Annotated in this window: 22 protein-coding genes; 8 read left to right on the forward strand and 14 right to left on the reverse strand. The window is 69.2% G+C overall.

Features of this window, described 5'->3' with window-relative positions:
* Nucleotides 1–5 precede the first annotated feature (5 nt).
* Together BM013_RS17695 and BM013_RS17700 are read right to left on the reverse strand one after the other, a co-directional pair.
* Nucleotides 6–275: a hypothetical protein gene (locus BM013_RS17695; protein ID WP_093129146.1), complete on the reverse strand. Its 270-nt coding sequence runs from the start codon at nucleotides 273–275 to the stop codon at nucleotides 6–8.
* Between the two features lie 363 nt (nucleotides 276–638).
* The gene (locus BM013_RS17700; RefSeq protein WP_093128942.1) at nucleotides 639–1,880 is read right to left on the reverse strand and encodes an MFS transporter; all 1,242 of its coding nucleotides are present in this window, start codon (nucleotides 1,878–1,880) and stop codon (nucleotides 639–641) included.
* Nucleotides 1,881–1,962: 82 nt separating this feature from the next.
* Between BM013_RS17700 and BM013_RS17705 the strand changes: the two genes are divergently transcribed.
* Nucleotides 1,963–3,459 (forward strand): MocR-like pyridoxine biosynthesis transcription factor PdxR, encoded by a 1,497-nt coding sequence (locus BM013_RS17705; RefSeq protein ID WP_093128943.1) that lies wholly within the window; start codon nucleotides 1,963–1,965, stop codon nucleotides 3,457–3,459.
* 7 nt (nucleotides 3,460–3,466) lie between these two features.
* Here BM013_RS17705 and BM013_RS17710 read toward each other — a convergent pair whose 3' ends face one another.
* From BM013_RS17710 to BM013_RS17720, 3 genes are all read right to left on the reverse strand, one after another.
* On the reverse strand, nucleotides 3,467–4,042 hold the full coding sequence (locus BM013_RS17710; RefSeq protein WP_093128944.1) for a PIN domain-containing protein: 576 nt from the start codon (nucleotides 4,040–4,042) through the stop codon (nucleotides 3,467–3,469).
* The gene (locus BM013_RS17715; RefSeq protein WP_093128945.1) at nucleotides 4,043–4,519 is read right to left on the reverse strand and encodes a helix-turn-helix domain-containing protein; all 477 of its coding nucleotides are present in this window, start codon (nucleotides 4,517–4,519) and stop codon (nucleotides 4,043–4,045) included.
* A 121-nt stretch (nucleotides 4,520–4,640) separates the two neighbouring features.
* Nucleotides 4,641–5,696, reverse strand: coding sequence for a sugar phosphate isomerase/epimerase family protein (locus BM013_RS17720; RefSeq protein WP_093129147.1), 1,056 nt, complete (start codon nucleotides 5,694–5,696; stop codon nucleotides 4,641–4,643).
* Between the two features lie 161 nt (nucleotides 5,697–5,857).
* On the opposite strand from BM013_RS17720, the gene BM013_RS17725 reads away from it, so the two are divergent.
* The gene (locus BM013_RS17725) at nucleotides 5,858–6,754 is read left to right on the forward strand and encodes a gamma-glutamyl-gamma-aminobutyrate hydrolase family protein (protein WP_093129148.1); all 897 of its coding nucleotides are present in this window, start codon (nucleotides 5,858–5,860) and stop codon (nucleotides 6,752–6,754) included.
* Between the two features lie 42 nt (nucleotides 6,755–6,796).
* Here the strand turns inward: BM013_RS17725 and BM013_RS17730 are convergent, their stop codons facing one another.
* A complete protein-coding gene (locus BM013_RS17730; protein ID WP_093128946.1) occupies nucleotides 6,797–8,437 on the reverse strand; it encodes an acyl-CoA dehydrogenase family protein in 1,641 nt (546 codons plus the stop codon).
* A gap of 39 nt (nucleotides 8,438–8,476) precedes the next feature.
* Entirely contained in the window at nucleotides 8,477–9,310 is an 834-nt protein-coding gene (locus BM013_RS17735) for a thioesterase family protein (RefSeq protein WP_177225494.1), read from the reverse strand.
* Between the two features lie 71 nt (nucleotides 9,311–9,381).
* Here BM013_RS17735 and BM013_RS17740 point away from each other — a divergent pair, with 71 nt between their 5' ends.
* Nucleotides 9,382–10,029: a TetR/AcrR family transcriptional regulator gene (locus BM013_RS17740; RefSeq protein ID WP_093128948.1), complete on the forward strand. Its 648-nt coding sequence runs from the start codon at nucleotides 9,382–9,384 to the stop codon at nucleotides 10,027–10,029.
* Nucleotides 10,030–10,050: 21 nt separating this feature from the next.
* Here the strand turns inward: BM013_RS17740 and BM013_RS17745 are convergent, their stop codons facing one another.
* Together BM013_RS17745 and BM013_RS17750 are read right to left on the reverse strand one after the other, a co-directional pair.
* Nucleotides 10,051–10,233 (reverse strand): hypothetical protein, encoded by a 183-nt coding sequence (locus BM013_RS17745; protein WP_093128949.1) that lies wholly within the window; start codon nucleotides 10,231–10,233, stop codon nucleotides 10,051–10,053.
* 37 nt (nucleotides 10,234–10,270) lie between these two features.
* Nucleotides 10,271–11,212, reverse strand: a complete 942-nt coding sequence (locus BM013_RS17750; protein WP_093128950.1) for a LysR family transcriptional regulator — start codon at nucleotides 11,210–11,212, stop codon at nucleotides 10,271–10,273.
* A gap of 129 nt (nucleotides 11,213–11,341) precedes the next feature.
* Here BM013_RS17750 and BM013_RS17755 point away from each other — a divergent pair, with 129 nt between their 5' ends.
* Nucleotides 11,342–12,202: an oxidoreductase gene (locus tag BM013_RS17755; RefSeq protein ID WP_093128951.1), complete on the forward strand. Its 861-nt coding sequence runs from the start codon at nucleotides 11,342–11,344 to the stop codon at nucleotides 12,200–12,202.
* Between the two features lie 32 nt (nucleotides 12,203–12,234).
* Here BM013_RS17755 and BM013_RS17760 read toward each other — a convergent pair whose 3' ends face one another.
* Nucleotides 12,235–13,107, reverse strand: coding sequence for an N-formylglutamate amidohydrolase (locus BM013_RS17760; RefSeq protein ID WP_093128952.1), 873 nt, complete (start codon nucleotides 13,105–13,107; stop codon nucleotides 12,235–12,237).
* A 13-nt stretch (nucleotides 13,108–13,120) separates the two neighbouring features.
* A complete protein-coding gene (locus BM013_RS17765; protein ID WP_093128953.1) occupies nucleotides 13,121–14,083 on the reverse strand; it encodes a tripartite tricarboxylate transporter substrate binding protein BugE in 963 nt (320 codons plus the stop codon).
* A gap of 111 nt (nucleotides 14,084–14,194) precedes the next feature.
* Here BM013_RS17765 and BM013_RS17770 point away from each other — a divergent pair, with 111 nt between their 5' ends.
* The gene (locus tag BM013_RS17770) at nucleotides 14,195–15,118 is read left to right on the forward strand and encodes a LysR substrate-binding domain-containing protein (protein ID WP_093128954.1); all 924 of its coding nucleotides are present in this window, start codon (nucleotides 14,195–14,197) and stop codon (nucleotides 15,116–15,118) included.
* Nucleotides 15,119–15,127: 9 nt separating this feature from the next.
* On the opposite strand, the gene BM013_RS17775 is transcribed toward BM013_RS17770, so the two are convergent.
* Nucleotides 15,128–16,105, reverse strand: coding sequence for a tripartite tricarboxylate transporter substrate binding protein (locus BM013_RS17775; RefSeq protein WP_093128955.1), 978 nt, complete (start codon nucleotides 16,103–16,105; stop codon nucleotides 15,128–15,130).
* Between the two features lie 2 nt (nucleotides 16,106–16,107).
* Entirely contained in the window at nucleotides 16,108–19,062 is a 2,955-nt protein-coding gene (locus BM013_RS17780) for a DNA topoisomerase III (protein WP_093128956.1), read from the reverse strand.
* Nucleotides 19,063–19,244: 182 nt separating this feature from the next.
* Here BM013_RS17780 and BM013_RS17785 point away from each other — a divergent pair, with 182 nt between their 5' ends.
* Genes BM013_RS17785 through BM013_RS17795 form a run of 3 tightly spaced genes read left to right on the forward strand, consistent with a single transcriptional unit; the run spans nucleotide 19,245 to nucleotide 20,951 of the window.
* On the forward strand, nucleotides 19,245–19,907 hold the full coding sequence (locus BM013_RS17785; RefSeq protein ID WP_093128957.1) for an SET domain-containing protein: 663 nt from the start codon (nucleotides 19,245–19,247) through the stop codon (nucleotides 19,905–19,907).
* A gap of 2 nt (nucleotides 19,908–19,909) precedes the next feature.
* Nucleotides 19,910–20,722, forward strand: coding sequence for a biotin--[acetyl-CoA-carboxylase] ligase (locus BM013_RS17790; RefSeq protein ID WP_093128958.1), 813 nt, complete (start codon nucleotides 19,910–19,912; stop codon nucleotides 20,720–20,722).
* Nucleotides 20,723–20,729: 7 nt separating this feature from the next.
* Nucleotides 20,730–20,951 (forward strand): sporulation protein, encoded by a 222-nt coding sequence (locus BM013_RS17795; protein ID WP_093128959.1) that lies wholly within the window; start codon nucleotides 20,730–20,732, stop codon nucleotides 20,949–20,951.
* A gap of 26 nt (nucleotides 20,952–20,977) precedes the next feature.
* Here BM013_RS17795 and BM013_RS17800 read toward each other — a convergent pair whose 3' ends face one another.
* Nucleotides 20,978–22,420, reverse strand: coding sequence for a sensor histidine kinase (locus tag BM013_RS17800; RefSeq protein ID WP_093128960.1), 1,443 nt, complete (start codon nucleotides 22,418–22,420; stop codon nucleotides 20,978–20,980).
* Nucleotides 22,421–22,523: the final 103 nt, after the last annotated feature.

Genomic DNA, 22,523 nt, shown 5'->3' on the forward strand with positions numbered 1-22,523 from the left:
TTGTTTCAGCCCGCGCATGCAAGCGCGAGAGGGGCCGTCTTCGAGACCTGGGGGGCGCGTTCGCGCACCCAGCCGAGGCCCTGGTCGATGGCATAGCCCAGGGCGGCGGCATGGCTGGCAAAGCGCGGCGTGAAACGCATCACGCGGTCGTGCATGCCGCTGCCGTGGCCGGAGCGGATCGAGACGGAAGCGGCGAAGTTGCCGTCGTCCTGGTGTCGAATGAGCGGGGAAACAAGGTACTTGCCCACCGCGATACTGTGTTGAATGATGTCCATGAAGCCTTGGCACAGCGCGCAGATGCAAAGCGCGAAGTGCCTGAAAAACAATTGAAAACGGGCGTGGGCCGGCCGGAATGGCGCGGCGAACGCGCTATTCGCTTCAACAAGAACGAAGGCAGTGGTGGCAATCATGGGCGCCCGGTCTGGCGCTCCAACACACTGTGAAGCCGGCTTGGGAATGAGGGGCCTGAAGAATCCAAGGGACAGTGCAGGTCAGCCGGCGGTATTGACGAAATTCTTCGTCGTGGTATCGAAACGAACCCGACATTATAGCTTGCGAGGCATGACAGCTGCTTGTCTTAATTACAACGATTCCATGAAAAAGGCCCCGAAGGGCCATTGATCAAGCGCTATTTGCTATCAAAAACATAGCTCCGTCGCAGCGCAACGGGCCGCGCGTGCCTTTCGTGCATGGTGTGCCGCACGCAGCAGCAGCACCAGCCCCGCGAATTGAGCGGCCGCGCCCACCCAGCCCACCGCGCCCACGCCGGCCAGTTCGATCGCCGCGCCGCCCAGCGCCGAGCCGGCCGCAATGCCGAGGTAGACCGCCGACGCGTGCAGCGACAGCGTCATCGGCGCGCGTTCCGGCGCCAGCCGGATCAGCCGCACCGCCTGCGCCGGCCCGAAGCCCCAGCCCGCGAAGCCCCACAGCGCCGACAGCGCCACGACCAGCGGCAGCGCCAGCCCGCGCGGCAGCATCTGCGCGGCGAACGAGAGCCCGCCCAGCACCACCACCAGCATCAGCGCGAAGCCCTGCGCCATGCGGTCGGCGCCGAAGCGGTCGGTGGCCCAGCCGCCGGCCGCCGTGCCCAGCGCCGCCGCCACGCCGATCGCGAAGAACACCGCGCTCACTCCTTCGGCGCCGAAGCCCAGCGTGCCCGACAGGAACAGCGCGATGTACGTGTAGAAGCTGAAGCCGCCCGTCGCCCAGAGCATGGTCACCAGCAGCGCGGGCAGCACGCCCGGTTCGCGCGCCACGGCGAAGGCGGGAGCGCGCTGCGTGGGGGCCGGCGCCCGTGCCGCATCGCGCGGCAGGCCGAGCGCGAGCCCGGCGGTCGCCAGCACCGCCACCGCGGCAATCAGCAGGTAGGCCGTGCGCCAGCCGCCCCAGCCCGCGATCCACGCGCCCAGCGGCACGCCGAGCGCAACCGCCACCGTGCCGCCGCCGCTCACGATGGCCAGCGCCCGGCCGCGTAGCGCGGGCGCCACCATGGCCGCCGCCATTGCGCTCGCGGTCGGCAAGAACACGCCCGCCACCAGCCCCAGCGCGACCCGCGCCAACGCCAGTTGCGTGAAGCCGTGCGCCATCGACGCCGCCAGCGTCAGCCCCGAAAACGCCGCGAGGCTCGCGACCAGCAGCGGCCGGCGGTCGAAGCGCGCGAACAGCGCGGCCATCAGCGGCGAGCCGATCGCGTAGCTCAGCGCGAACAGCAGCACCAGTTGCCCGGCGCGCGCGGCGCTCACCTGCAGGTCGGCCGCGAGCACGGGCAGCAGCCCCGCGACGATGAAGCTCTCGGTGCCGATGGCGAAGGCGCCCAGCGCGAGCCAGGCGAGGCTCGCGGGCAGCGTGTCGGGCCGGGGCGCAGCGGGATCGGTGGGCATGAAGGGCTCCTTGGAGGGTGTTCGATGCCTTCAGGATAGGTTTGCAATTGGCTCTTCAAAAGAACCACAATCGGCGAAGTTCATGGAGCCACTTTTCGAACTCGCCCTCCGCCTGCCGGGCGCCGGCTCGCGCGACCTGCTGCGCGAACTGCACCGGCAACTGCGCAGCGCCATCCTCGACGGCCGGCTGCAGCCCGGCGCGCGCCTGCCCGCCACACGGGCCTTGGCGCAGCAGTTGGGCGTGTCGCGCAACACCATGCTCGCGGCCTACGACCTGCTGCTGAGCGAGGGCTACCTGCTGGCCCGCCCCGGCGCCGGCACCTACGTGGCCGACACGCTGCCGATTGCTCGCGGCGGTCATGGCGGTCGTGGCAGTCGAAGTGGCCGCGCTCCGAAAGCCTCGACGCCAGCAAGGCGCGACCCCCGGCTGGTGCCGCTCGACGTGCCCGGCGCCGACCTCGCGCCCACGCTGCAGCCGCAGGCCGCGCGCGACGACTTCCGCGTCGGCCTGCCCGACGTGAGCCTGTTTCCCTTCGACATCTGGCGCCGCCTGTCGGACCGCGCACTGCGCCATACCGCGCGACAGGCCGCTCGTTTCGCGGACTACGCCGACCCGCAGGGCCAGGCCGCATTGCGCGAGGCGATCGCGGGGCACGTGTCGTTCACGCGCGCGGTCGGCTGCACCGCCGCCGACGTCGTCGTCACCGCCGGCGCGCAGCAGGCCTTCGGGCTGCTGGCGCGCATCCTCGTGGTGCCTGGGCGCACCGTGGTCGCGGTCGAGCAGCTGTTCTATCCGTCGCTGCGCGAGGCCATGCTGGCGGCTGGCGCCCGGGTGGTGACCGTGCCGACCGACGACGAAGGCATGTGCGTGGACCGCATCCCGCCCGAGGCCCGCGTGGTCTGCGTGACGCCCTCGCACCAGTTCCCCACCGGCGTGGCGATGTCGCCGCCGCGCCGTGCCGCCCTGCTGGCCTTCGCGCGGGCGCGCAACGCGGTCGTCATCGAGGACGACTACGACAGCGAGTTCCGCTTTGCCGGCCGCCCGCTCGACGCACTGCAGACGCTCGACCGGGCCGAGTCGGTCTTCTACGTCGGCACCTTTTCCAAGAGCCTGTTTCCCGCGCTGCGGCTGGGTTTCGTGGTGGCGCCGCCCTGGGCGCGCGCCGCGCTGGTGCGGGCGCGCGAGTTGGCCGACTGGCACGGCCCGGTGCTGGCGCAGGAGGCGCTGGCCGCGTTCATCGCCGAAGGGCACCTGGCGCGCCACATCCGCAAGATGCGCAAGCTGTACGGCGCGCGGCGCACCGCGTTGCTCGAGGCGCTGGCGCGGCACGGCGCGGGGCGGCTCGAAGCCGTTGCGTCCGACGCGGGGCTGCACCTGTCGGCCCGGCTGCTGGGTGCCACGCGGGCCGATGCGGTGGTCGAGCGCGCCGCCGCGGCCGGCATCGTGCTGCCGCCGCTGTCGCGTTTCGCGCTCGATGCCAACGCGCCGGGCGTGCCCAACGGACTGGCGTTCGGGTACGGGCTGATCGGGGAGGCGCAGATCGACGGCGCTGTGCGCCGGCTGGTCGCGCTGCTGTAGGCGGCAACTAGATCAGGTCGATGGCTTCGCTAAGAAGATCCGCTGTCAGCGGCAGCCCTCGCTTGTCCAGTGCCTCCACCAGCTCCCGTGCGGTTCTTTCCGGCTGCTTCCACCGCGCGCGCATCTGCTTGAGCGCGGTCAGTGCCTTGAGCTTGTGCAAGTGAAGCTGGTTCATCACGAACCGGTCCGGATGCTGGACTTCGATGTTGAACCGGTCGAGCGCGCTCGACGGAAAGTCGTCGAGATTGAACGTGACGATCGCATCGACGTGGCCGACGATGGCCGCCGCCACGACATGGCGATCGTCCGCGTCGGGCAGCTCGATCGAGGAAATCAGCGATTCGTAGCCGGTGATCACGCTGTCCGGCACCGCCGCATTCATCGCATCGGCCAATGCCGGCAAACGGGCTGCGATATCGGGCCGTTGGGATGACAGGTTGCGCATCCACTCCGCCTGGATCGTGGCGCTCCAGCGCGCGTGGTACAGGTCGGCAACGGCAAGGCTCATCAGGATGTCGCGCACCAACGTCGGATACAGGACATTGGCATCCAGCACGGCCGTGCAGCGCGACGATCCCGCCAACTAGAACTCCAGCCCCAGGTCCTCGGACAGCTTCGTGACCTCCTGGAGCGACTTCTCCGACCGCTGCTTCTGCTCGGCACGGTATCGGCGAAGTTCGTCGTACTCGATGCGCCTGTGGGTGCCTACAAGACGGCACTTCAGACGTCCGGCTTCGATCTCGCTGACGATGAAGGGCCGGGAGACATTCAGGAAGTTGGCCGCGTCCTGCGTCGTCAGCTCGTGCTTTTGAGGCATGAGCAGCATGGGTTCGCGCTTCGCCATCTGACGCAGAACGTCGGCGAAGAATCTCAGCGCGCGCGGCGGCAGTTCCAGGACGGGAGATTCCCGGGTTTCGCCGTCGCTTCCCGAGAGGTCGAGGATCATCTTGATGTGATCGGCATTCGAGTGGTCCAGCGCGGACACCAGGCATTGGTGAGCGACAGCCGCCATCTCGGCTTCTGCCGCGCTTGCAGGGTCTAGTACGTCGTGCTCGTTCATGGAGGTCCTTTGCCGCCGCCGCCCGATGCGAATGCATCCGGGACGCAGGGTTTCAGGACCCATATTAGGCTTAAACGAAATAAACGCAATATTCGAAGTATTCGCAGAGCGATGGCTCGCCTCAGCCGATTCCCAGCATCCGCTTGTTTGCCGCCACATCCACCGCGCCGGCCGCGAAGTCGTCGAACGCCCGGTCCGCCACGTGGATGATGTGCTCGGCGATGAACTTCGCGCCTTCACGCGCGCCGTCTTCCGGGTGCTTGATGCAGCACTCCCACTCCAGCACCGCCCAGCCCGGGAAGTCGTGCTGCGCCATCTTCGAGAAGATGCCCTTGAAGTCGACCTGTCCATCGCCCAGCGAGCGGAAGCGTCCGGCCCGGTTGATCCAGCTCTGGAAGCCGCCGTACACGCCCTGCTTGCCGGTCGGGTTGAACTCGGCGTCCTTCACGTGAAAGATCCTGATGCGCTCGTGGTAGTGGTCGATGTACGCCAGGTAGTCGAGCTGCTGCAGCAGGAAATGGCTCGGGTCGTACAGCAGGCAGGCGCGCGGGTGGTTGTTCACGCGCTCCAGGAACATCTCGTAGCTCACGCCGTCGTGCAGGTCTTCGCCGGGGTGGATCTCGTAGCCCACGTCCACGCCCGCGGCGTCGAAGGCATCGAGGATCGGGCGCCAGCGGCGCGCCAGTTCGTCGAAGGCTTCCTCGATGAGGCCCGGCGGGCGCGGCGGCCACGAATACAGGTACGGCCATGCCAGCGCGCCCGAGAAGGTCGCGTGCGCCGTAAGGCCCAGGTTGGCCGAGGCCTTCGCCGCGAAGTGCAGCTGCTCCACCGCCCACTGCTGGCGCCGCACCGGGTCGCCGCGCACCTCGGGCGCCGCGAAGCCGTCGAAGCCCGCGTCGTAGGCCGGGTGCACCGCCACCAGCTGGCCCTGCAGGTGGGTCGAGAGCTCGGTGATCTCCAGCCCGTGCTTCGCGAGCGTGCCCTTCACCTCGTCGCAGTAGGTCCGGCTCTGCGCGGCCTTCTTCAGGTCGAACAGTCGCGCGTCCCAGCTGGGGATCTGCACGCCCTTGTAGCCCAGCCCCGCGGCCCATCCGGCGATGCCGTCGAGCGTGTTGAACGGGGCAGTGTCTCCGGCGAACTGGGCCAGAAAAATGGCCGGGCCCTTGATCGTTTTCATCGGCTTGTCTTCCTTCTTGGTCCTGGTGGCGTTGAAAGCATACTTGGCGTGTCGTCCGACCCCGTGCGAGAGGCCAACGAGCCACAATGGACTTTCATTTCCGCTCCTTCGGCACACCTTTGCGCACACCGCGTCCGGCTCCCTCCGACGACGGTCCCGTGATGACACAACCTGTTTCCGCCCGGCTCAAGATCGGCCTGTCCGCCTGCTTCTCGCACGCCGACCCGGCCCGCTCGCTCTTCTCCAACAAGACGCTGCAGTACGTCGAGCAATCGATCGCGCACTGGCTCATGTCCGCCGGCGCCATGGTGGTGATGGTGCCCTGCCCCACCGGCGACACCGCGCGCGGCGACACCAAGCTGTCGCACTACGCCGAGTGGCTCGACGGCGTGGTGATGCACGGCGGCGCGGACGTCTGGCCCGGCAGCTACGGCGAGGTGCCGCTGAAGGACGCCTGGGTCGGCGACCGCATCCGCGACCTCTACGACCTGGCGCTGGTCGAGGCCTTCGAGCAGGCCGGCAAGCCCATCTTCGGCGTGTGCCGCGGGCTGCAGCTCATCAACGTGGCCTTCGGCGGCACGCTGTACCAGGACATCGAGGAGCAGCACGGCCACCCCGAGACGCTGAAGCACCGCGACCCGGTGACCTACGACCAGAACTTTCACCAGATCGAGATCGTGCAGGGCACGCGGCTGGCCAAGCTCTACCCCGAGGTTCGGAGCGCGCGCGTCAACAGCATCCACCACCAGGGCGTGAAGGACATCGCCCCCGGCTTCGACGTCGAGGCCTGGAGCCTGCCCGACCGTGTGCCCGAGGCCATTCGCCGCCGGTCCGACCGCGGCCGCAGCTACATCTCCGCGACCCAGTGGCACCCCGAGTTCCACAAGTACGGCAGCACCGAGACGGTGGACGACACGCCCATCCTGCACGACTTCCTGTGGGCCTGCGCCACCGCCAAGGTGGCGCCGCGCACCAGCACGGGCAGCATGCGCGACATGCCGGGGCGCATTCGCAACCGCGCGGCGCGGTTGCTGCGCCAGGCGCTGCTTCGGCGCTGAGCGCGGCGCGCTTTCAGCGCCCTTTCATCAACTCCTGTTCTTTCAACGCCAGGCCGCGCGCACCAGCGCGCCCGGATCGCTGGTGCCGGCGCTGATGCCCGTCACCGCGCCCCAGTCGGGATCGAAGCGGCTCGACAGGAAGGCGGCCGAGGCCTCGGCGCTCGCGTGCTCCAGCATCAGGCAGGCCTGCGCCGCCAGCACCAGCCGCTGCGTGAAGCGGCGTGCCTGGCGCTCCAGGTCCTGCGGCGGCAGCTGCACCATCCGGCGCACCGCCTGCAGCTCGGCCTGCAGGCGCGGCTCGCCGGTGGCGATGTCGCCCAATTGGTCGAGCACCAGGTGCACGTCGTCGGGGTTGCGCGAGACGGCGCGCAGCACGTCCAGGCACATCACGTTGCCCGAGCCTTCCCAGATCGAGTTGACCGGCGCCTCGCGGAACAGCCGGCCCATGGGCGCGTCTTCCACGTAGCCGTTGCCGCCGAACACCTCCATCGCCTCGCCTGTGAGCGCCACCGCGCGCTTGCAGTTCCAGAACTTGGCCGCGGGCGTGAGCAGCCGGCGCCAGGCCGTGTCGATGGGCGCGGCGGAGCCGAAGCGCGAGGCCAGGCCCATGGCCAGCAGCGTGGCGCCCTGCGACTCGAGCGCCATGTCGGCCAGCAGCTCGGTCATCACCGGCTGGTCGACCAGCGCCTTGCCGAAGGCATGGCGGTTGCGCGTGTAGTGCAGCGCCTGCGCGAAGGCCTGGCGCATGAAGCCGGCGCTGGCCAGCGCGCAGTCCAGCCGGGTGACGGTCGCCATCTCGATGATGGTCGGGATGCCGCGGCCCTCGTCGCCCACCAGCACGCCCCAGGCTTCCTTGAACTCCACCTCGCTGCTGGAATTGGAGCGGTTGCCCACCTTGTCCTTCAGCCGCTGGATGTGGATGGGGTTCTTGCTGCCGTCGGGCCGCCAGCGCGGCACGAAGAAGCACGACGACCCGTGCTCGTCGGTCTTGGCCAGCACCAGGTGGCCGTCGCACATCGGCGCCGAGAAGAACCACTTGTGGCCGGTGAGAAGAAACGCTTCGCCCCACGGGCCGCTGCCCGCGGGCACGGCGCGCGTGGTGTTGCTGCGCACGTCGCTGCCGCCCTGCTTCTCGGTCATGCCCATGCCGACGGTCACGGAGGTCTTGCGTTCCAGCGGAATGTCGCGCGCATCGTGTTCGTTCGACGCCAGCTTGTCGCGCAGCACGGCGTACAGCGCGGCGTTGCGGCGCATCACCGGAATGCAGGCCTTGGTCATGGTGGTCGGGCAGGTCGAGCCCGACTCGATCTGGCTGTGCATGTACAGCGAGGCGCCGTAGCCCACCCAGGCCGAGGGCCGCTCGTCGAAGAACGGCAGGTTGGCGATGCCGTTGCGCCGCGCGACGATCATCATCGTGTGCCATGCGGGATGGAACGCGACCTGGTCGATGCGCTCGCCGATGCGAGAGTGCGTGTGCAGCTCGGGCTCGTGGCGGTTGGCGAGTTCGGCGGCGCGCAGCGTGGCCTCGGCGCCGTACTCCGCGCCCTGGCGCACCAGCTCGTCGTCGCGCCAGGCGGCGCCGCCGTTGGCGATCATGCCGCGCAGCGTGGGGTCGCTGGTGTAGACGTTGTAGTCCTTGAGTTCGGGGACCTGGTTGTCGGGGTGGATGCCGGTGGTGGTCATGGCCGCTGTCTCTCTTCTCTTCCTTGTCCGTGAAAAGGGTCAGGCGCCGGCGCGTTCGCGCAGCACCAGCGTTTGGGTGGCGATGCCGACGGGCCCGCGCTCGTCGTACAGGTGGGACACGGCAAGGCCCGCGCCGTCGCCGTGCGCCTCGGTGGCGGAGCGCAAGCCGATCCATTCGCCCTCGGGCGCGCGGAACAGGTTCAGGCTCATGTCGGCGTTGGTGAACAGGAAGCGCTCGGCCGGCAGCACCCAGCTCAGGCCGTTGCCGAAGTCGGCCGCCGCCGCGGCGCGCATGGCGGGCGAGTTGGCCGCGCCCCGCACCAGCGGCACCGCGAGCCGGAACCACGCGCTGCACGGGCCGGGCTGCGCCGAGTCGCCTTCGGCCACGCGCGATTCCACGGCGCTGCCGTAGAACGACACGCCGTCGGGCAGGCCCGGAATGCGCACGCGCTCGCTGCACTCGCCAGGCAGCGGCCGCAGCTGCTGTTGCGGCCAGCCCGGCAGGCCGGCCGGCAGCGCCAGCGGGTTTTTGGCCAGCAGCAGCGCATGCGCGCGCGCCACCACCGCCTCGCCCGCCAGCAGGTCGATGCCCACGCGCACCGTGGCGCGCGAAGACTGCACCTGCGCGCGCGTCGTCAACGGCGCCACCGGCACCGGCTTCACCAGCTCGACCGTGAGCCGCGCCAGCTGCCAGCCCGGGCCGGGCGCCGCGCGTTCGGCCACGTGCGCCAGCAGGCTGCAGGGCGCGCCGCCGTGCTGCGCGCGCGGGTCCCAGGGGCCGCGCGACAGCGCGCTGGGCAGCCATGCATCGGCGCCTTGGGCCGTGAAGACGGCGGGGTGGGAATCGTCCGGGCGGCTTTCGTCGGGGGCCATTGCAGAATCCATTCGATGGGACTCAAAATTCTAGGAACAACCCGCGCGCAAGGTGTTCGGGTTCGGCGCGCATGACGGCCGCGCGCGCACCGGCCGCCGCCCCGAGGAGAAAGCCGCGCCAGTCCCGCGCCCGTCACACCTCGCAGGCCCTGCAGGAGGCCTTTGTTCGGCTTTTGGTCGAGAAGGGCTACGCGGCCATCACCATCCGCGAGATTGCCGCCGTGGCCGGCACGGGGCTCGGCAGCTTCTACGAGTACTTCGAGAACAAGGAAGACCTGGCGCGCGTCTGCCTGCACCTGCGCTCCAAGGCGCTGCTGCTGGACATGCGCGCGGCCGTCGCCGCGCATGCGGGCCGGCCGCTGCGCGAGATCGTCGACGCGGTGATCGACGCGCAGCTCGAGGTGCACCGCGCGCAGCCGCTGGCCTGGGGCGCGCACTACCTGCTGGAGCGGCACCTCTCCAGCCCCGAGGCCTACCGCAAGATGTACGACCGCTTCGTGGGCGAGTGGGTCGGTGTGCTCGAGGCCGCGAACGACCTGGCGGCCGATGGCCAGAAGAAGGACGTGAAGGAGGTGGCCCGCGTGTGCCAGACCATCATCTACGGCCTGGTGGCGCACACGCACATCGGCACCGGCGGGCGGCCCGATCTGCAGGCGCTGTCACGGCAGCTGCGGGGCGCGCTGCACGGCTACCTGGCCAGCACTGCCGGCGTGGCCTGAGCGGGCAACACCGCTGGGCGCTCAGCGCGACGACTTGTTCGTCGTGCCGCTGACGCCGGCGTCGATGGTGCCGAACACCGTGACGCCGCTGCCGCCGGTCGCACCCGATGCATTGGCGCCGCTGCCGGCCGAGCCGGTGCCCGCGCAGCCCGACACCAGCGCGCCCATTGCGATCACGAACACGGCGGCAATGAATGGCTTCACTGGAAACTCCAAGAGGTGGTTGAGGGATAGCGGCCCACTATAGGCCGCCGTCCCGTCCGCCCTGTAACAACACGCCCGGCGCCGGCAGGGTTGTTGCGCGCAGGCAGTCGATGAGCGCGCGCAGCTTGGGCGGCACGCGCCGGCGGTCGGGGTAGTACAGCGTGAGGTCGGGCAGCGGCGTGGTCCAGTCGGCCAGCAGCTGCACCAGCCGGCCGTCGGCGATGTGGCGCTCGGTGTAGCTGCTGATCAGGTTGGCGATGCCGATGCCGTCCACCGCCGCGTCGAGCATCACGGCCACGTCGTTCATCACCAGGCGCCCGCTCACGGCCAGCGTCATCGCCTCGCCGTTCTTCTCGAACTCCCAGCGCTCCAGCTGGCCCGAGCTCTCGAAGCGAAAGCCGATGCAGTCGTGCGCCAGCAGTTCGCGCGGGTGCACGGGCGTGCCGCGCTGGGCCAGGTAGCGCGGCGCGGCGACGATGCTGTTGGCCAGCGGCGCGCCCACTTTCACGGCCACCATGTCGCGCTCGACCATGCCGCCGAAGCGGATGCCGGCGTCGAAGCCCTGGCCCACGATGTCGACCAGCGCGCTGTCGATCGACACCTCGACATCGATCTGCGGGTACGCCCGCAGGAAGCCCGCGAGCGCCGGTTGCAGCACGAAGAGGTACGCCGCGCGCGGCACCGTGAGCCGCAGCAGGCCCGAGGGGCGCTCGGCGCTGTCGCTCAGTTCGTCGGAGGCCGAGGCGAGCTCCTGCACCGCCGGGCGGATGCGTTCCAGAAAGCGAGCGCCGGCTTCGGTGAGGTTCACGCTGCGCGTGGTGCGGTTGAACAGCGGCGCGCCCACGCGCTTTTCGAGCAGCCGCACCGCCTGGCTCACGGCCGAGGGCGAGACGCCCAGGCGCACCGCGGCGGCCGAGAAGCCGCGGGTTTCGGCCACGGCCACGAAGGTGACGAGGCCGTCGAGCTGGTCCTGGCGCATGGAGTGGCTTCCGTTTGATCTTGAAGAAAAGCTTCAAGGTGCTTCGTCGATTGGGCGGATTATCAAAGCGATGCGGCGCGCGCACAGTCAGGTCATCGCTTCTTCCACCCCCTTCCAAGGACATTCGCCATGCCTGCTTCTTCGACTTCCCCAAAGATCTGGTTCATCACCGGCGCCAGCAGCGGCTTCGGCCGCGCGCTGGCGCAGGAGGCGCTGGCCGCTGGCCACCGCGTGGTGGGCACGCTGCGCAACGAGGCCGCGCGCGCCGAGTTCGACGCGCTGCAGCCCGGCCACTCGTTCGGGCGCCTGCTCGACGTCACGCACGAGGCCGAGGTGCCGCGCGTGGTGGCCGAGGTCGAGGCCTCGGTCGGCCCGATCGACGTGCTGGTCAACAACGCCGGCTACGGGCACGAAGGCACGGTCGAGGAATCGTCGCTCGACCAGCTGCGCCAGCAGTTCGAGGTGAACGTGTTCGGCGCGGTGGCCGTGGCCCGGGCGGTGCTGCCGTTCATGCGCGCGCGCCGGCGCGGCCACATCCTGAACATCACCTCGATGGGCGGCTTCGTGACCTTTCCGGGGCTGGGCTACTACCACGGCAGCAAGTTCGCGCTCGAGGGCATCAGCGAGACGCTGGGCAAGGAGGTGGCGAGCTTCGGCATCCACGTGACGGCGGTGGAGCCCGGCGGTTTCCGCACCGACTGGGCGGGCCGCTCGATGGTGCGCGCGCCGCAGACCATCGACGACTACGCGCCGGTGATGGGCCCGGTGCGCGAGCGGCGGCTGGCGCGCAGCGGCAAGCAGGACGGCGACCCGGTGAAGGCCGCGCGCGCCATGATCCGCATCACCGAAGCCGCCCACCCGCCGGCGCACCTGCTGCTGGGCCCGGACGCGGTGAAGGTGGTGCGCGAGAAGCTCGGCGCGCTGCAGGAGGAGATCAAGGCGTGGGAGGCGCTGTCGGTGTCGACCGACTTCACGCCCGCCACGGCCTGATCACGAGAGACCAGCGCGGGATCAGCGCGGGATCAGCGCGGGTCCGTGGCCAGCAGCATCTCGACCATCGAGCGCAGGTGGCCCTGCAGCCGCGCCGCGCCGGCCTCGTCGAGCGCCAGCGTGGCCTCGTCCATGTAGAGCTTGCGGTTGATCTCCACCTGGATGCTGTGCCGGTTGCCGGCCGGCTTGCCGTTGCGGCGCACCAGCTCCACGCCCTTGTAGGGGTGGTTGTAGTCCACGCTGTAGCCGAAGGCGCGCAGGTGTGCGCAGATCTTCTGCGACAGCGCCGGGTCGGCCGTGCTGCCGTCGCGGTCGCCGATCACGAAGTCGGCATGCGCCAGCCCCGGGAAGTCGGTGGCGTGGCTGGCCGCAATGGCGGGCATCGAGTGGCAGTTGATGTGGATGCTGTAGCCGTGGCGCGCATGCGCCTCGTCGATCGCCTGCGCCACGGCCGCGTGGTATGGCCGCCAGCAGCTGTCGATGCGCTGGCGCACTTCTTCCACGGGCAGCTGCCGGTCGTAGATCGGCAGGCCTTCGTCGGTGAGCTTCCAGATCAGGCCCTTGCCCAGGCGCACCTTCGACAGCACGCGCGGGTCGATGGAGACCGGGTCGGTCCACTCGCCGTCGAGCATCGTGGTGTCGATCTCGGTGGTGTCGCGGTTGGCGTCCAGGTAGCTGCGCGGGAAATGCGCCTCCACCCAGGCCACGCCCAGCGCGGGCGCGAAGGCGTAGAGCTTCTCCACGTGGGTGTCTTCGGCGCGGCGCAGCGTGGCGAGCTCGCGCACCGTGCCGAAGTCCTCGGGGTAGACGGTGCCGCTGTGCGGGGAGTCCAGCACGAGCGGCGTTTGCCCGGCGACGCTGGTCACCTGGGCGCGGGTTTGAATCAGTTTCAGGACTGGATGCATAGGCAGGTGTCGGTCAGTCCAATCGGACGCGCGCGAATTCAGCCACCTTCTTCATCTTCTCGATCTCGCTGGCGATCTGCTTGGTGAACTGCGCCGGCGTGGTGCCCGAGGCGTAGAGGCCCTGCAGCGACAGGCGCTCGCGCACCGAGGCGTCCTTCAGCGCGGTGGCCACGGCCTGCTGCATGCGCAGCACCAGTTCGGCGGGCGTGCCGGCGGGCGCGATCATGCCGAACCACGACGGGTCGTTGTTGGCGGGGTAGCCCAGCTCGGCGTAGGTCGGCACGTCGGGCAGCACGTCGAGGCGGCCGCTCCAGGACACGGCCAGCGCCTTCAGCTTGCCCGCCTTCACGTGCGGCAGCGACGAGGCCACCTGGTCGAAGTACACCGGCACTTCGCCCGCGAGCACGTCGTTGATGGCCGGGCCCGCACCGCGGTAGGGGATGTGCACCATCGAGGTTCCGGTGCTGCTCTTGAACAGCTCGCCCCACATGTGGCCGATGGTGCCGTTGCCCGGCGTGGCGTACGACACCTTGCCCGGGTTGGCCTTGAGGTACTTCACCAGTTCGGCGAAGTTGGCGACCGGCAGCTTGGCCGGGTTGATGACGATCACGCCCGGTGCCTTGACGATCTCGGTCACGGCGGTGAAGCCCTTGATCGGGTCGTACGGCAGCTTCTGGTACACCGCCGGGTTCACGCCGTGCGTGGACAGCGTGGCAATGCCGAAGGTCAGGCCGTCCGGCGTGGCGCGGGCCAGCTCGGCCATGCCGATGGAGCCGCCGGCGCCGGCGCGGTTGTCGATCACCACGGGCTGCTGCAGGATCTTGGCCAGGGGCTCGCCGAGCACGCGCGCCGTGATGTCGGTGGCGCCGCCGGGTGGGAAGGGAACGACCAGGCGAATGGGCTTGCCTTGGGCAAAGGATATTCCTGGAAGGATAGAAGCAGCGGCCAGCGTGGAGATGAAATGACGACGTTGCATGGGGTGTATTCCAATGTGCATTGAGAGTGAAGAAGCGATTTGCCACTTCACTGAAGCAAAGGATAGACCAGCTAACATTCCGATCTGGAATGTTTTAATGGGCATCCTTCCATGTCGCTGCGCCGTCTCAACCCTCCCCTGAACCTGCTGCGTGCCTTCTCGACCGTGGTGCGCTTCGGCGGCGTCTCGCGCGCGGCCGAGGCGCTGCACCTCACGCAGGGCGCGGTCAGCAAGCAGGTGCAGGAGCTCGAGCGCTGGATCGGCGCGCCGCTGTTCGAGCGCAGCCGCAAGCGCCTGGCGCTCACGCCGGCCGGGGAGCGCTACGAGAAGGCGGTGCGCGCCACGCTCGCGCAGCTGGAGGCGGCCACGCTGGAGCTCATCACCAGCGGCGACGGCGGCGGCGCGCTGCACCTGTCGACCTTGCCGACCTTCGGCGCCAAGTGGCTGATTCCGCGGCTGCCCGAGTTCCAGCGGCTGCATCCGCAGATCACGCTGCATTTCGTGCCCTTCGTGCACGGCTACGACTTCGAGCGGCCCGAGCTCGACTGCGCCATTCTGTTCGGCGACGGCCACTGGCCCGGCGCCCGCTCGCACTACCTCGCGGGGCAGGAGGTGGCGCTGATCGCGCCGCGCGCGGGCCAGGCCGAGGTGGTCATCCGTACGCCGCAGGACGTGGCGCGCTGCACGCTGCTGCGCCACGTGACGGTGCCGCAGTCGTGGGTGCAATGGCGCGAGGCGCACGGCGTGCGCGGGCTCGACCCGCTGGCGGGCCCGCAGTTCGACCAGTTCCAGACCATGATCCGCGCGGTGATGGTGGGCATGGGCGTGGCGCTGGTGCCGCGCTGCCTGGTGCAGGACGAGATTGCGTCCGGGCTGGTGGACGAGCCGCTGCCCGGCGGCGGCTACCGCGGCAACGAGGGCTACTGGTTCTGCTACCCCGAAGGGCGTGGCCAACTGGCCACGCTCGACCATTTCCGCAGCTGGCTGCTCGCGGAGGTCGACCGCGGCGCGCAGGCGCTGGCGCCGCCGGCCTGAGCTGCCGGCTTACTCGGGCTTGGCGCCCGAGGCCTTCACCGCCGCGCCCCAGACGCCGATCTCGCTCGCCACGAAGCGGTCGAACTCCGCCGGCGTGGTGGGCGAGGGCTCGGCGCCGCGCTCGCGGATGAAGCGCGCCATCTGCTCGCTCTTCAGGATGTCGGTCACCTCGTGGTTCAGGCGCTCGACGATGTCGCCCGGCGTGCCGCGCGGCGCCATCAGGCCGAGCCAGCCCACGGCCTCGAAGTTCTTCGTGCCGGCCACGCCGCTCTCGCGCACCGTGGGCACGTCGGGCAGCTGCGAGGAGCGCGTGGCCGAGGTCACGGCCAGCGCCACGGCCTGGCCCGACTTGATGTGCGGCAGCGCGGCCGTCACCGAGTCGATCATCAGCGGCACCTGGTTGCCCAGGAAGTCCGATTGCGCCGGCCCGCTGCCGCGGTACGGGATGTGCGTGACGAACACGTGCGCCGCCGCCTTGTACATCTCGCCCGACAGGTGCTGCGTGCCGCCGATGCCGGCGCTCGCGTAGCTCAGCCGGCCGGGCTCGGCCTTGGCGCGCGCGGTGAGTTCGGCCAGCGTGCGGATGCCGCTCTCGGGCGTGGCCAGGAACACCAGCGGCACCTTCGCGATCAGCGAGATGCCCGTGAGGTCCTTGCGCGGGTCGAAGCCCGGCTTGGCGTACAGCGTCTGGTTCACCGCCATCGCGCTGCCGGCCACCACCAGCGTGTAGCCGTCGGGCTGCGCGCGCACCACGAACTCGGTGCCGATGTTGCTGCCGGCACCGGCCTTGTTGTCGATGATCACCGGCTGGCCCAGCCGCTTGCCGAGCTGTTCGGCCACGGCGCGCGCGAAGATGTCGGTGGCCTGCCCCGGGGGGAAAGGCACGACCAGCTTCACCGGCTTGTCGGGCCACGCCGCCGCCTGCGCCAGGCCGGCGGCGGCCAGGAGGGCGACGGCAACGCCCGCGTGAAAGTGCCTGCGCCGCATGGTCAGAGCGCCGAGAGGTGCTTGCCCACGATGCCCGCTAGTTCGAACATCGTCACCTGGTCCTTGCCGAACACGGGCTTGAGCTTGGCGTCGGCATTGATGGCGCGCTTGTTGGTCGCGTCCTGCAGGCCGTTGGCCTTGATGTAGTCCCACAGCTTCTTGATGACCTCGGTGCGCGCCACCGGTTCGGCGCCGATCACCGCGGCCAGCGAGTCGCTGGGCTTCAGGCCCGCGCCCGGCTTGCGCGGCGCGGCGGCCTTTTTCGCGGCCGGTGCCTTCTTGGCGGCGGGCGTCTTCTTCGCCGCCACCTTCTTGGCGGCCGCGGTCTTGGCCGCCGGCTTGCCGAAGGTCTTGCGCGGCGGGAATTTGCTGCCGCCTTCGCGCGGCGCGAACTCGAAGGTCACCTTGCCCTCTTCGGCGTTCCAGGTCAGGAAGGCCTTGAAGGCGCGGCGCGTGCGCATGCTCACGAACTTGTCGAGCAGGTCGGTCTTGCCGGTGGCCAGCAGCTTCTCCATCTGCGCGCGCTCCACCGGCTGCTGCAGGATGATCTTGCCGGTCTTGAAGGTGCAGCTCGGCGTGGGCTGGGCATTGGTCGGCACCGACTTCTCGCACACGTAGTTGCTGCCGTGCTCGAACACCGGCGCGCCGCACACCGGGCACGGGCCCACGGTGTCCTGCTCGCTGAAGTCGACGATCTCGCCCGTGTCGGCGTTCTTGTCGTCGCCGAAGTCGAACTCCAGCTTCCAGTTCTTCGCCTCTTCGTCGTACTTGATGACGATCTCGGAAGTGAAGGGCCAGCCGGCCTTGGAACGGAAGCCGTCGATCGGGCCGATGTGCTTGTCGCGCAGCAGCGCCTCGGCCTCGGCCACTTCGAAGGTGCGCCCGGCGGGCGACTTGCCGAACGAGAAGCCGCAGGCGTCCTCGCCCGTGCCGCTCTTGCCGGTGCAGGCGTAGCGGCGGTAGTTCTCGCGCACGATGCCGCCGCAGTTGGGGCACGGCGTCTGCAGGGTCGAGTAGTCGCCCGGCACGGTGTCGCGGTCGTACTCCTTGGCCTTCTTGACGATGTGCTCCGTCATGGCGGCAATCTCGCGCATGAAGGCGTCGCGGCTCAGCGCGCCCTTCTCCATCTGCGCGAGCTTGTATTCCCACTCGCCGGTGAGCTCGGCCTTGGAGAGTTCCTCCACGCCCAGGCCGCGCAGCAGCGTCATCAGCTGGAAGGCCTTGGCCGTGGGAATCAACTCGCGGCCTTCGCGCAGCATGTATTTCTCGGCGATCAGCCCTTCGATGGTGGCCGCGCGCGTGGCTGGCGTGCCCAGGCCCTTCTCCTGCATGGCTTCGCGCAGCTCGTCGTCGTCGATGGTCTTGCCCGCGCCTTCCATGGCGCCGAGCAGCGTGGCTTCGGAGTAGCGTGCCGGCGGGCGCGTCTTCAGGCCCTTGATGTCGGCCGACTCGGTCTTCACGACTTCGCCCGGCTTCACCGGCACGAGGCGCTTGCCGTCCTTGTCGTCTTCCTTCTCGTCGTCCTGCGCTTCCTTGCCGTAGATGGCGAGCCAGCCCGGCTTCACCAGCACCTTGCCGTCGGTGCGGAAGGGGTACTTCTTGCCACCCTGCTCCACCGTGCTGATGCGCGTGGTCACCTGGTGCTCGGCGCTCGGGAAGAACACCGACATGAAGCGGCGCACCACGAAGTCATAGAGCTTCTGCTCGGCTTCGCTCAGGCCGCTGGGGGCCTGCAGCGTCGGAATGATCGCAAAGTGATCCGACACCTTGGCGTTGTCGAAGATGCGCTTGTTGGGCTTCACGTAGTTGCCGTCGACCGCCTGCTTGGCGAACGGCGCCAGGTGCTTCATGCCGCTCTCGGCGAGCATGACCATGGTGTCCTTCACCACCGGCAGATAGTCTTCCGGCAGCGCGCGCGAATCGGTACGCGGGTAGGTCAGCGCCTTGTGGCGTTCGTACAGGCTCTGCGCCAGCGCCAGCGTGGTCTTGGCGCTGAAGCCGAAGCGGCCGTTGGCCTCGCGCTGCAGCGAGGTCAGGTCGAACAGCGCGGGCGAGGCCTGCGTGGTGGGCTTGCTTTCTTCCGTGACGGTGGCGGGCTTGCCGCGCGAGGCATTGGCGATGGCCACGGCCTCCTGTTCGTTCCAGACGCGGTCTGCCCGCTGTTCCGAGTCGGGCTCGCCGTTGGCCTGCAGCGGCGCGTTGGCCTTCTTCCAGTCGGGGTTGAACCACTTGCCCGGGTACTCGCCGGCCTCGGCCGCGAAGCTGCCGTGCACTTCCCAGTAGTTGCGCGAGACGAACTTGCGGATCTGCTCCTCGCGCTCCACCACCACCGACAGCGTGGGCGTCTGCACGCGGCCCACGGTCGTGAGGAAGAAGCCGCCGTCGCGCGAATTGAAAGCCGTCATGGCGCGCGTGCCGTTGATGCCCACCAGCCAGTCGGCCTCCGAGCGCGAGCGCGCGGCGTCGGCCAGGCCCTGCATCTGCTTTTCGGTGCGCAGCGCGTCGAAGCCGTCGCGGATGGCCTGCGGCGTCATCGACTGCAGCCACAGGCGCTTGACCGGCTTGTTCAGCCCGGTCTTGCCGCCGGCGTACTGCTCGATCAGCCGGAAGATCAGCTCCCCCTCGCGGCCCGCGTCGCAGGCGTTGATGAGTTGCGTCACGTCCTTGCGCTTGGCCTGCTTGACCACGGCGTTCAGGCGCGTCTTCGTCTTGTCGACCGGCTTCAGGTCGAAGTGCGGCGGAATCACGGGGAGGTTGGCGAAGCTCCACTTGCCCCGCTTGACGTCGAACTCCTCGGGCGCCTGGATCTCGACCAGGTGACCGACAGCGCTGGTCACGACGTAGCTGTCGTTCTCGAAATGCTCGTCGTGTTTGTCGAATTTGCCGGCCACCGGCGTGAGGGCACGCACGATGTCCTGTGCCACCGACGGCTTTTCTGCGATTACCAAGGTCTTCATCAACAATTCCTAAAAAGTTCTCAGGCCGCCGCCGAGCCGCCTCATGGCGGCTTGCGGCCCCCTCGGGGGGCAGCGACGACACGCAGTGCGGGGGCGTGGGGGCCACATACAATCTGCGGCTTCCCGCGTGTGCGCACGCGCACACGCGCATGTGTGCATATTCAACCTAACAGACTTCGGCGATGCCTTCCAAATCCCCACTTTCCGCAGGCCGCCGCATCCAGATGCGGCGCTCCGATGTCCACGGCAACGGCGTGTTCGCCGTGCAGGATCTGGCCGAAGGCGAAACGCTGATCGAATACAAGGGCGAGGTCATCAACTGGAAGGAAGCGCTGCGCCGCCATCCGCACGACCCGGCCCAGCCCAACCACACCTTCTACTTCCATATCGATGACGGACGTGTGATCGACGGCAACGTCAAGGGCAACGACGCGCGCTGGATCAATCACTCGTGCGAGCCGAATTGCGAAGCGGACGAAGTCGATGGGCGCGTTTATATCAAGGCATTGCGCAACATCGCTGCAGGCGAAGAACTCAATTACGACTACGGCCTGATCATCGACGAGCCGTACACGCCGAAACTCCTGTCTGAATTTCCTTGCTGGTGCGGTTCGGAAGAGTGCCGCGGCACGCTGCTGACGCCCAAGGACGACGAGGACGAGAAGAAGAAAAAGAAGAAGGCCAGGAAGGCCGACAAGAAAAAGGCCGAGAAGAAGGAAGCAGTGAAGGCTGAAAAGAAGGCCGAGAAAAAGGTCGAAAAGAAAGCCGAAAAGAAAGCCGACAGGAAATCGGAAAAGAAGGCGGAGAAGAAATCCGCCAAGAAGGAAAAGTCCGCCAAGGACTGACCATGACAAGCACCACGGCCGCCTGGTTCGAAGACCGGATCGCCGCGTCGGTCGCACCGCTGCTGCCCGGCTTCGCGGTCGAGGCGGTGGCCGAGATCGATTCCACCAACACCGAGCTCATGCGCCGCGCGCGCGCCGGCCGTGCCGAGCCCGTGCTGCTCGTGGCCGAGCGCCAGACCGCCGGCCGCGGCCGGCTCGGGCGCCCTTGGCAGAGCGCGCCGCAGCAGGAAGCGTCGGCCTCGCTCGTGTTCTCGCTGGGCATGCCGCTGGCACCCGCCGACTGGTCGGGCCTGTCGCTGGCCGTGGGCGTGGCCGTGGCCGAGAGCCTCGACCCCACGGGCGAACACAAGGTCGGCCTCAAGTGGCCCAACGACGTGTGGGTGAACGACCGCAAGCTGGCCGGCATCCTGATCGAGACCGCCATGCCCTCCACCGGCCGCGCCGATGCGGCGCGCTACCTGGTCATCGGCATCGGCCTGAACATCGGCGCGCGCGAAGGCGACGGCATGCGCACGCCGCCGGCCTGGCTGCGCCAGTGGCGCCCCGACGCCCGCGCGCCCGAGGTGCTGGCCGAGCTGGCCGCGCCGCTGGTGCGCAGCGTGCTCGCGTTCGAAGCCCGCGGCTTCGGGCCGTTTGCCGAACGCTTCGCCACGCGCGACGTGCTGCGCGGGCGCGAAGTGGCGCTCAGCGACGGCACCGCCGGCCTGTGCGAAGGCGTGGCCTGGGGCGGCGAACTGCAGGTGCGCACCGACGCCGGGCTGCAGCTGATCTCCAGCGACGAAGTGAGCGTGCGCCCTCGCGGCATGGCTTTCTGAACCTCCCATGAAACTGCGCCTGTTGCTCATCGTCGTGTTGCTGGCCAACGCCGGCTACTTCCTGTGGGCGCGCGGCGACCTCGCGGGTTTCGGCCTGGCGCCCGCCAGCATCAACGAGCGCGAGCCGCAGCGCCTGTCGCGCCAGATCCACCCCGAGTGGTTGCAGCTGCGCAAGGAAGCGAAGACCGCAGCGCCGGCACCGGCCTTGGCCCCGGCCCCGGCGCCTTGACCTTGACCTTGACCTGAACGCGCGGATCAGGCGGGCGTCTCGCCCTCGAAGCGCACCGTGAACAGCGCGCCCGGCGGATGCTTGCCGGGGTGCGCGTCCTCCAGCTTCACCCGCGCGCGGTGCTGGTTGGCGATCTCCCGCACGATCGGCAAGCCCAGCCCCGAGCCGTCGGCCTCGTTGCCGAGCACACGGTAGAACGGCTCGAACACCAGCTCGCGGTCGGCCTCGGCGATGCCCGGGCCGTTGTCCTCCACCTGCAGCAGCAGCACGTGGCCGAAGGGGTCGGCCAGCACGCGCACGGTGATCAGGCCGGGGCGCTCCGGCGTCGAGGGCGTGTAGTTGATCGCGTTGTCGACCAGGTTGCGCACCAGCTCCTTCAGCAGCGTCTGGTTGCCGTCGAACATCACGCCCGGCGCGCCCGCCTCGGCGCCGTCGTAGCCCAGGTCGATGCGCTTTTCTATGGCGCGCGGCACGGCCTCGCGCACCACCTCGATGGTGAGCCGCGCCAGGTCGCAGGGCTGGTGGTGCGCGTTGGCGCTGTTGCCTTCGGCGCGCGCCAGCGACAGCAACTGGTTCACCGTGTGCGTGGCGCGCTTGCTGGCGCGGCCGATCTGCTTGAGCGACTGCTTCAGCTCGTCGGCATTGGCGCCCTCGCGCTGCGCCAGGTCGGCCTGCATGCGCAGGCCCGCCAGCGGCGTCTTCAGCTGGTGCGCCGCGTCGGCCAGGAAGCGCTTCTGCGTGCCGATGGAGTCGTTGAGCTTGTCGAGCAGCTCGTTCACCGACGACACCAGCGGCACCACCTCGAGCGGCACCGACGACTCGTCGAGCGGGCTCAGGTCGCCCGGGCGCCGCTCGCGGATGCGCGCCTCCACCACCGACAGCGGCTTGATGCCGCGCACCAGCGCCAGCCAGATCAAGAGCACCGCCAGCGGCAGGATCGCGAACTGCGGCAGCAGCACGCCCTTGATGATCTCGGCCGCCAGCACCGACTGCTTCTCGCGCGTCTCGGCCAGCTGCAGCAGCGTGGGCGGCACGTCGTCCACGCCGCTGGCGAGCCACAGCGAGGCCACGCGCACCGGCAGGCCGTGCACGTCGCTGTTGTGCAGGAACACCTGGTTGGGCGGCAGCGGCTCGTCGAGGTTGGGCTGCGGAATGTCTCGCTCGCCGCTCAGCAGCGTGCCGTGGCCGTCGAGCAGCTGGTAGTACACGTGGCCGGCGTCGTCGGCCCGCAATATCTCGCGCGCCGACTGCGACAGCACGAACTGCGTGTGCCCTTCCTTCACCGTCACCAGCTCGGCCAGCGCTTTCACGTTGTGCTCGAGCGCGCGGTCGAAGGGCGCGTTGGCGATGCCCTGCGCCACCAGGTACGTGACGCCGATGCTCACCGGCACCAGCAGCAGCAGCGGCGTGAGCATCCAGTCGAGGATTTCGCCGAACAGGGAGCGCTGGGCGCGCTGGAAGAGCTTCAAGAATCGGTTCCTGGGAGCCGAGAGAAATCGTCGGCGGGCGTGATTTAGTGGGAGGCGCCGCCGTGCCCGGCGGGCGTCGGCGCGGCTGCCCGGTTGTAGTCTC

The organism is Variovorax sp. OK605, from assembly GCF_900115445.1.
Taxonomy (GTDB): Bacteria; Pseudomonadota; Gammaproteobacteria; order Burkholderiales; family Burkholderiaceae_C; genus Variovorax.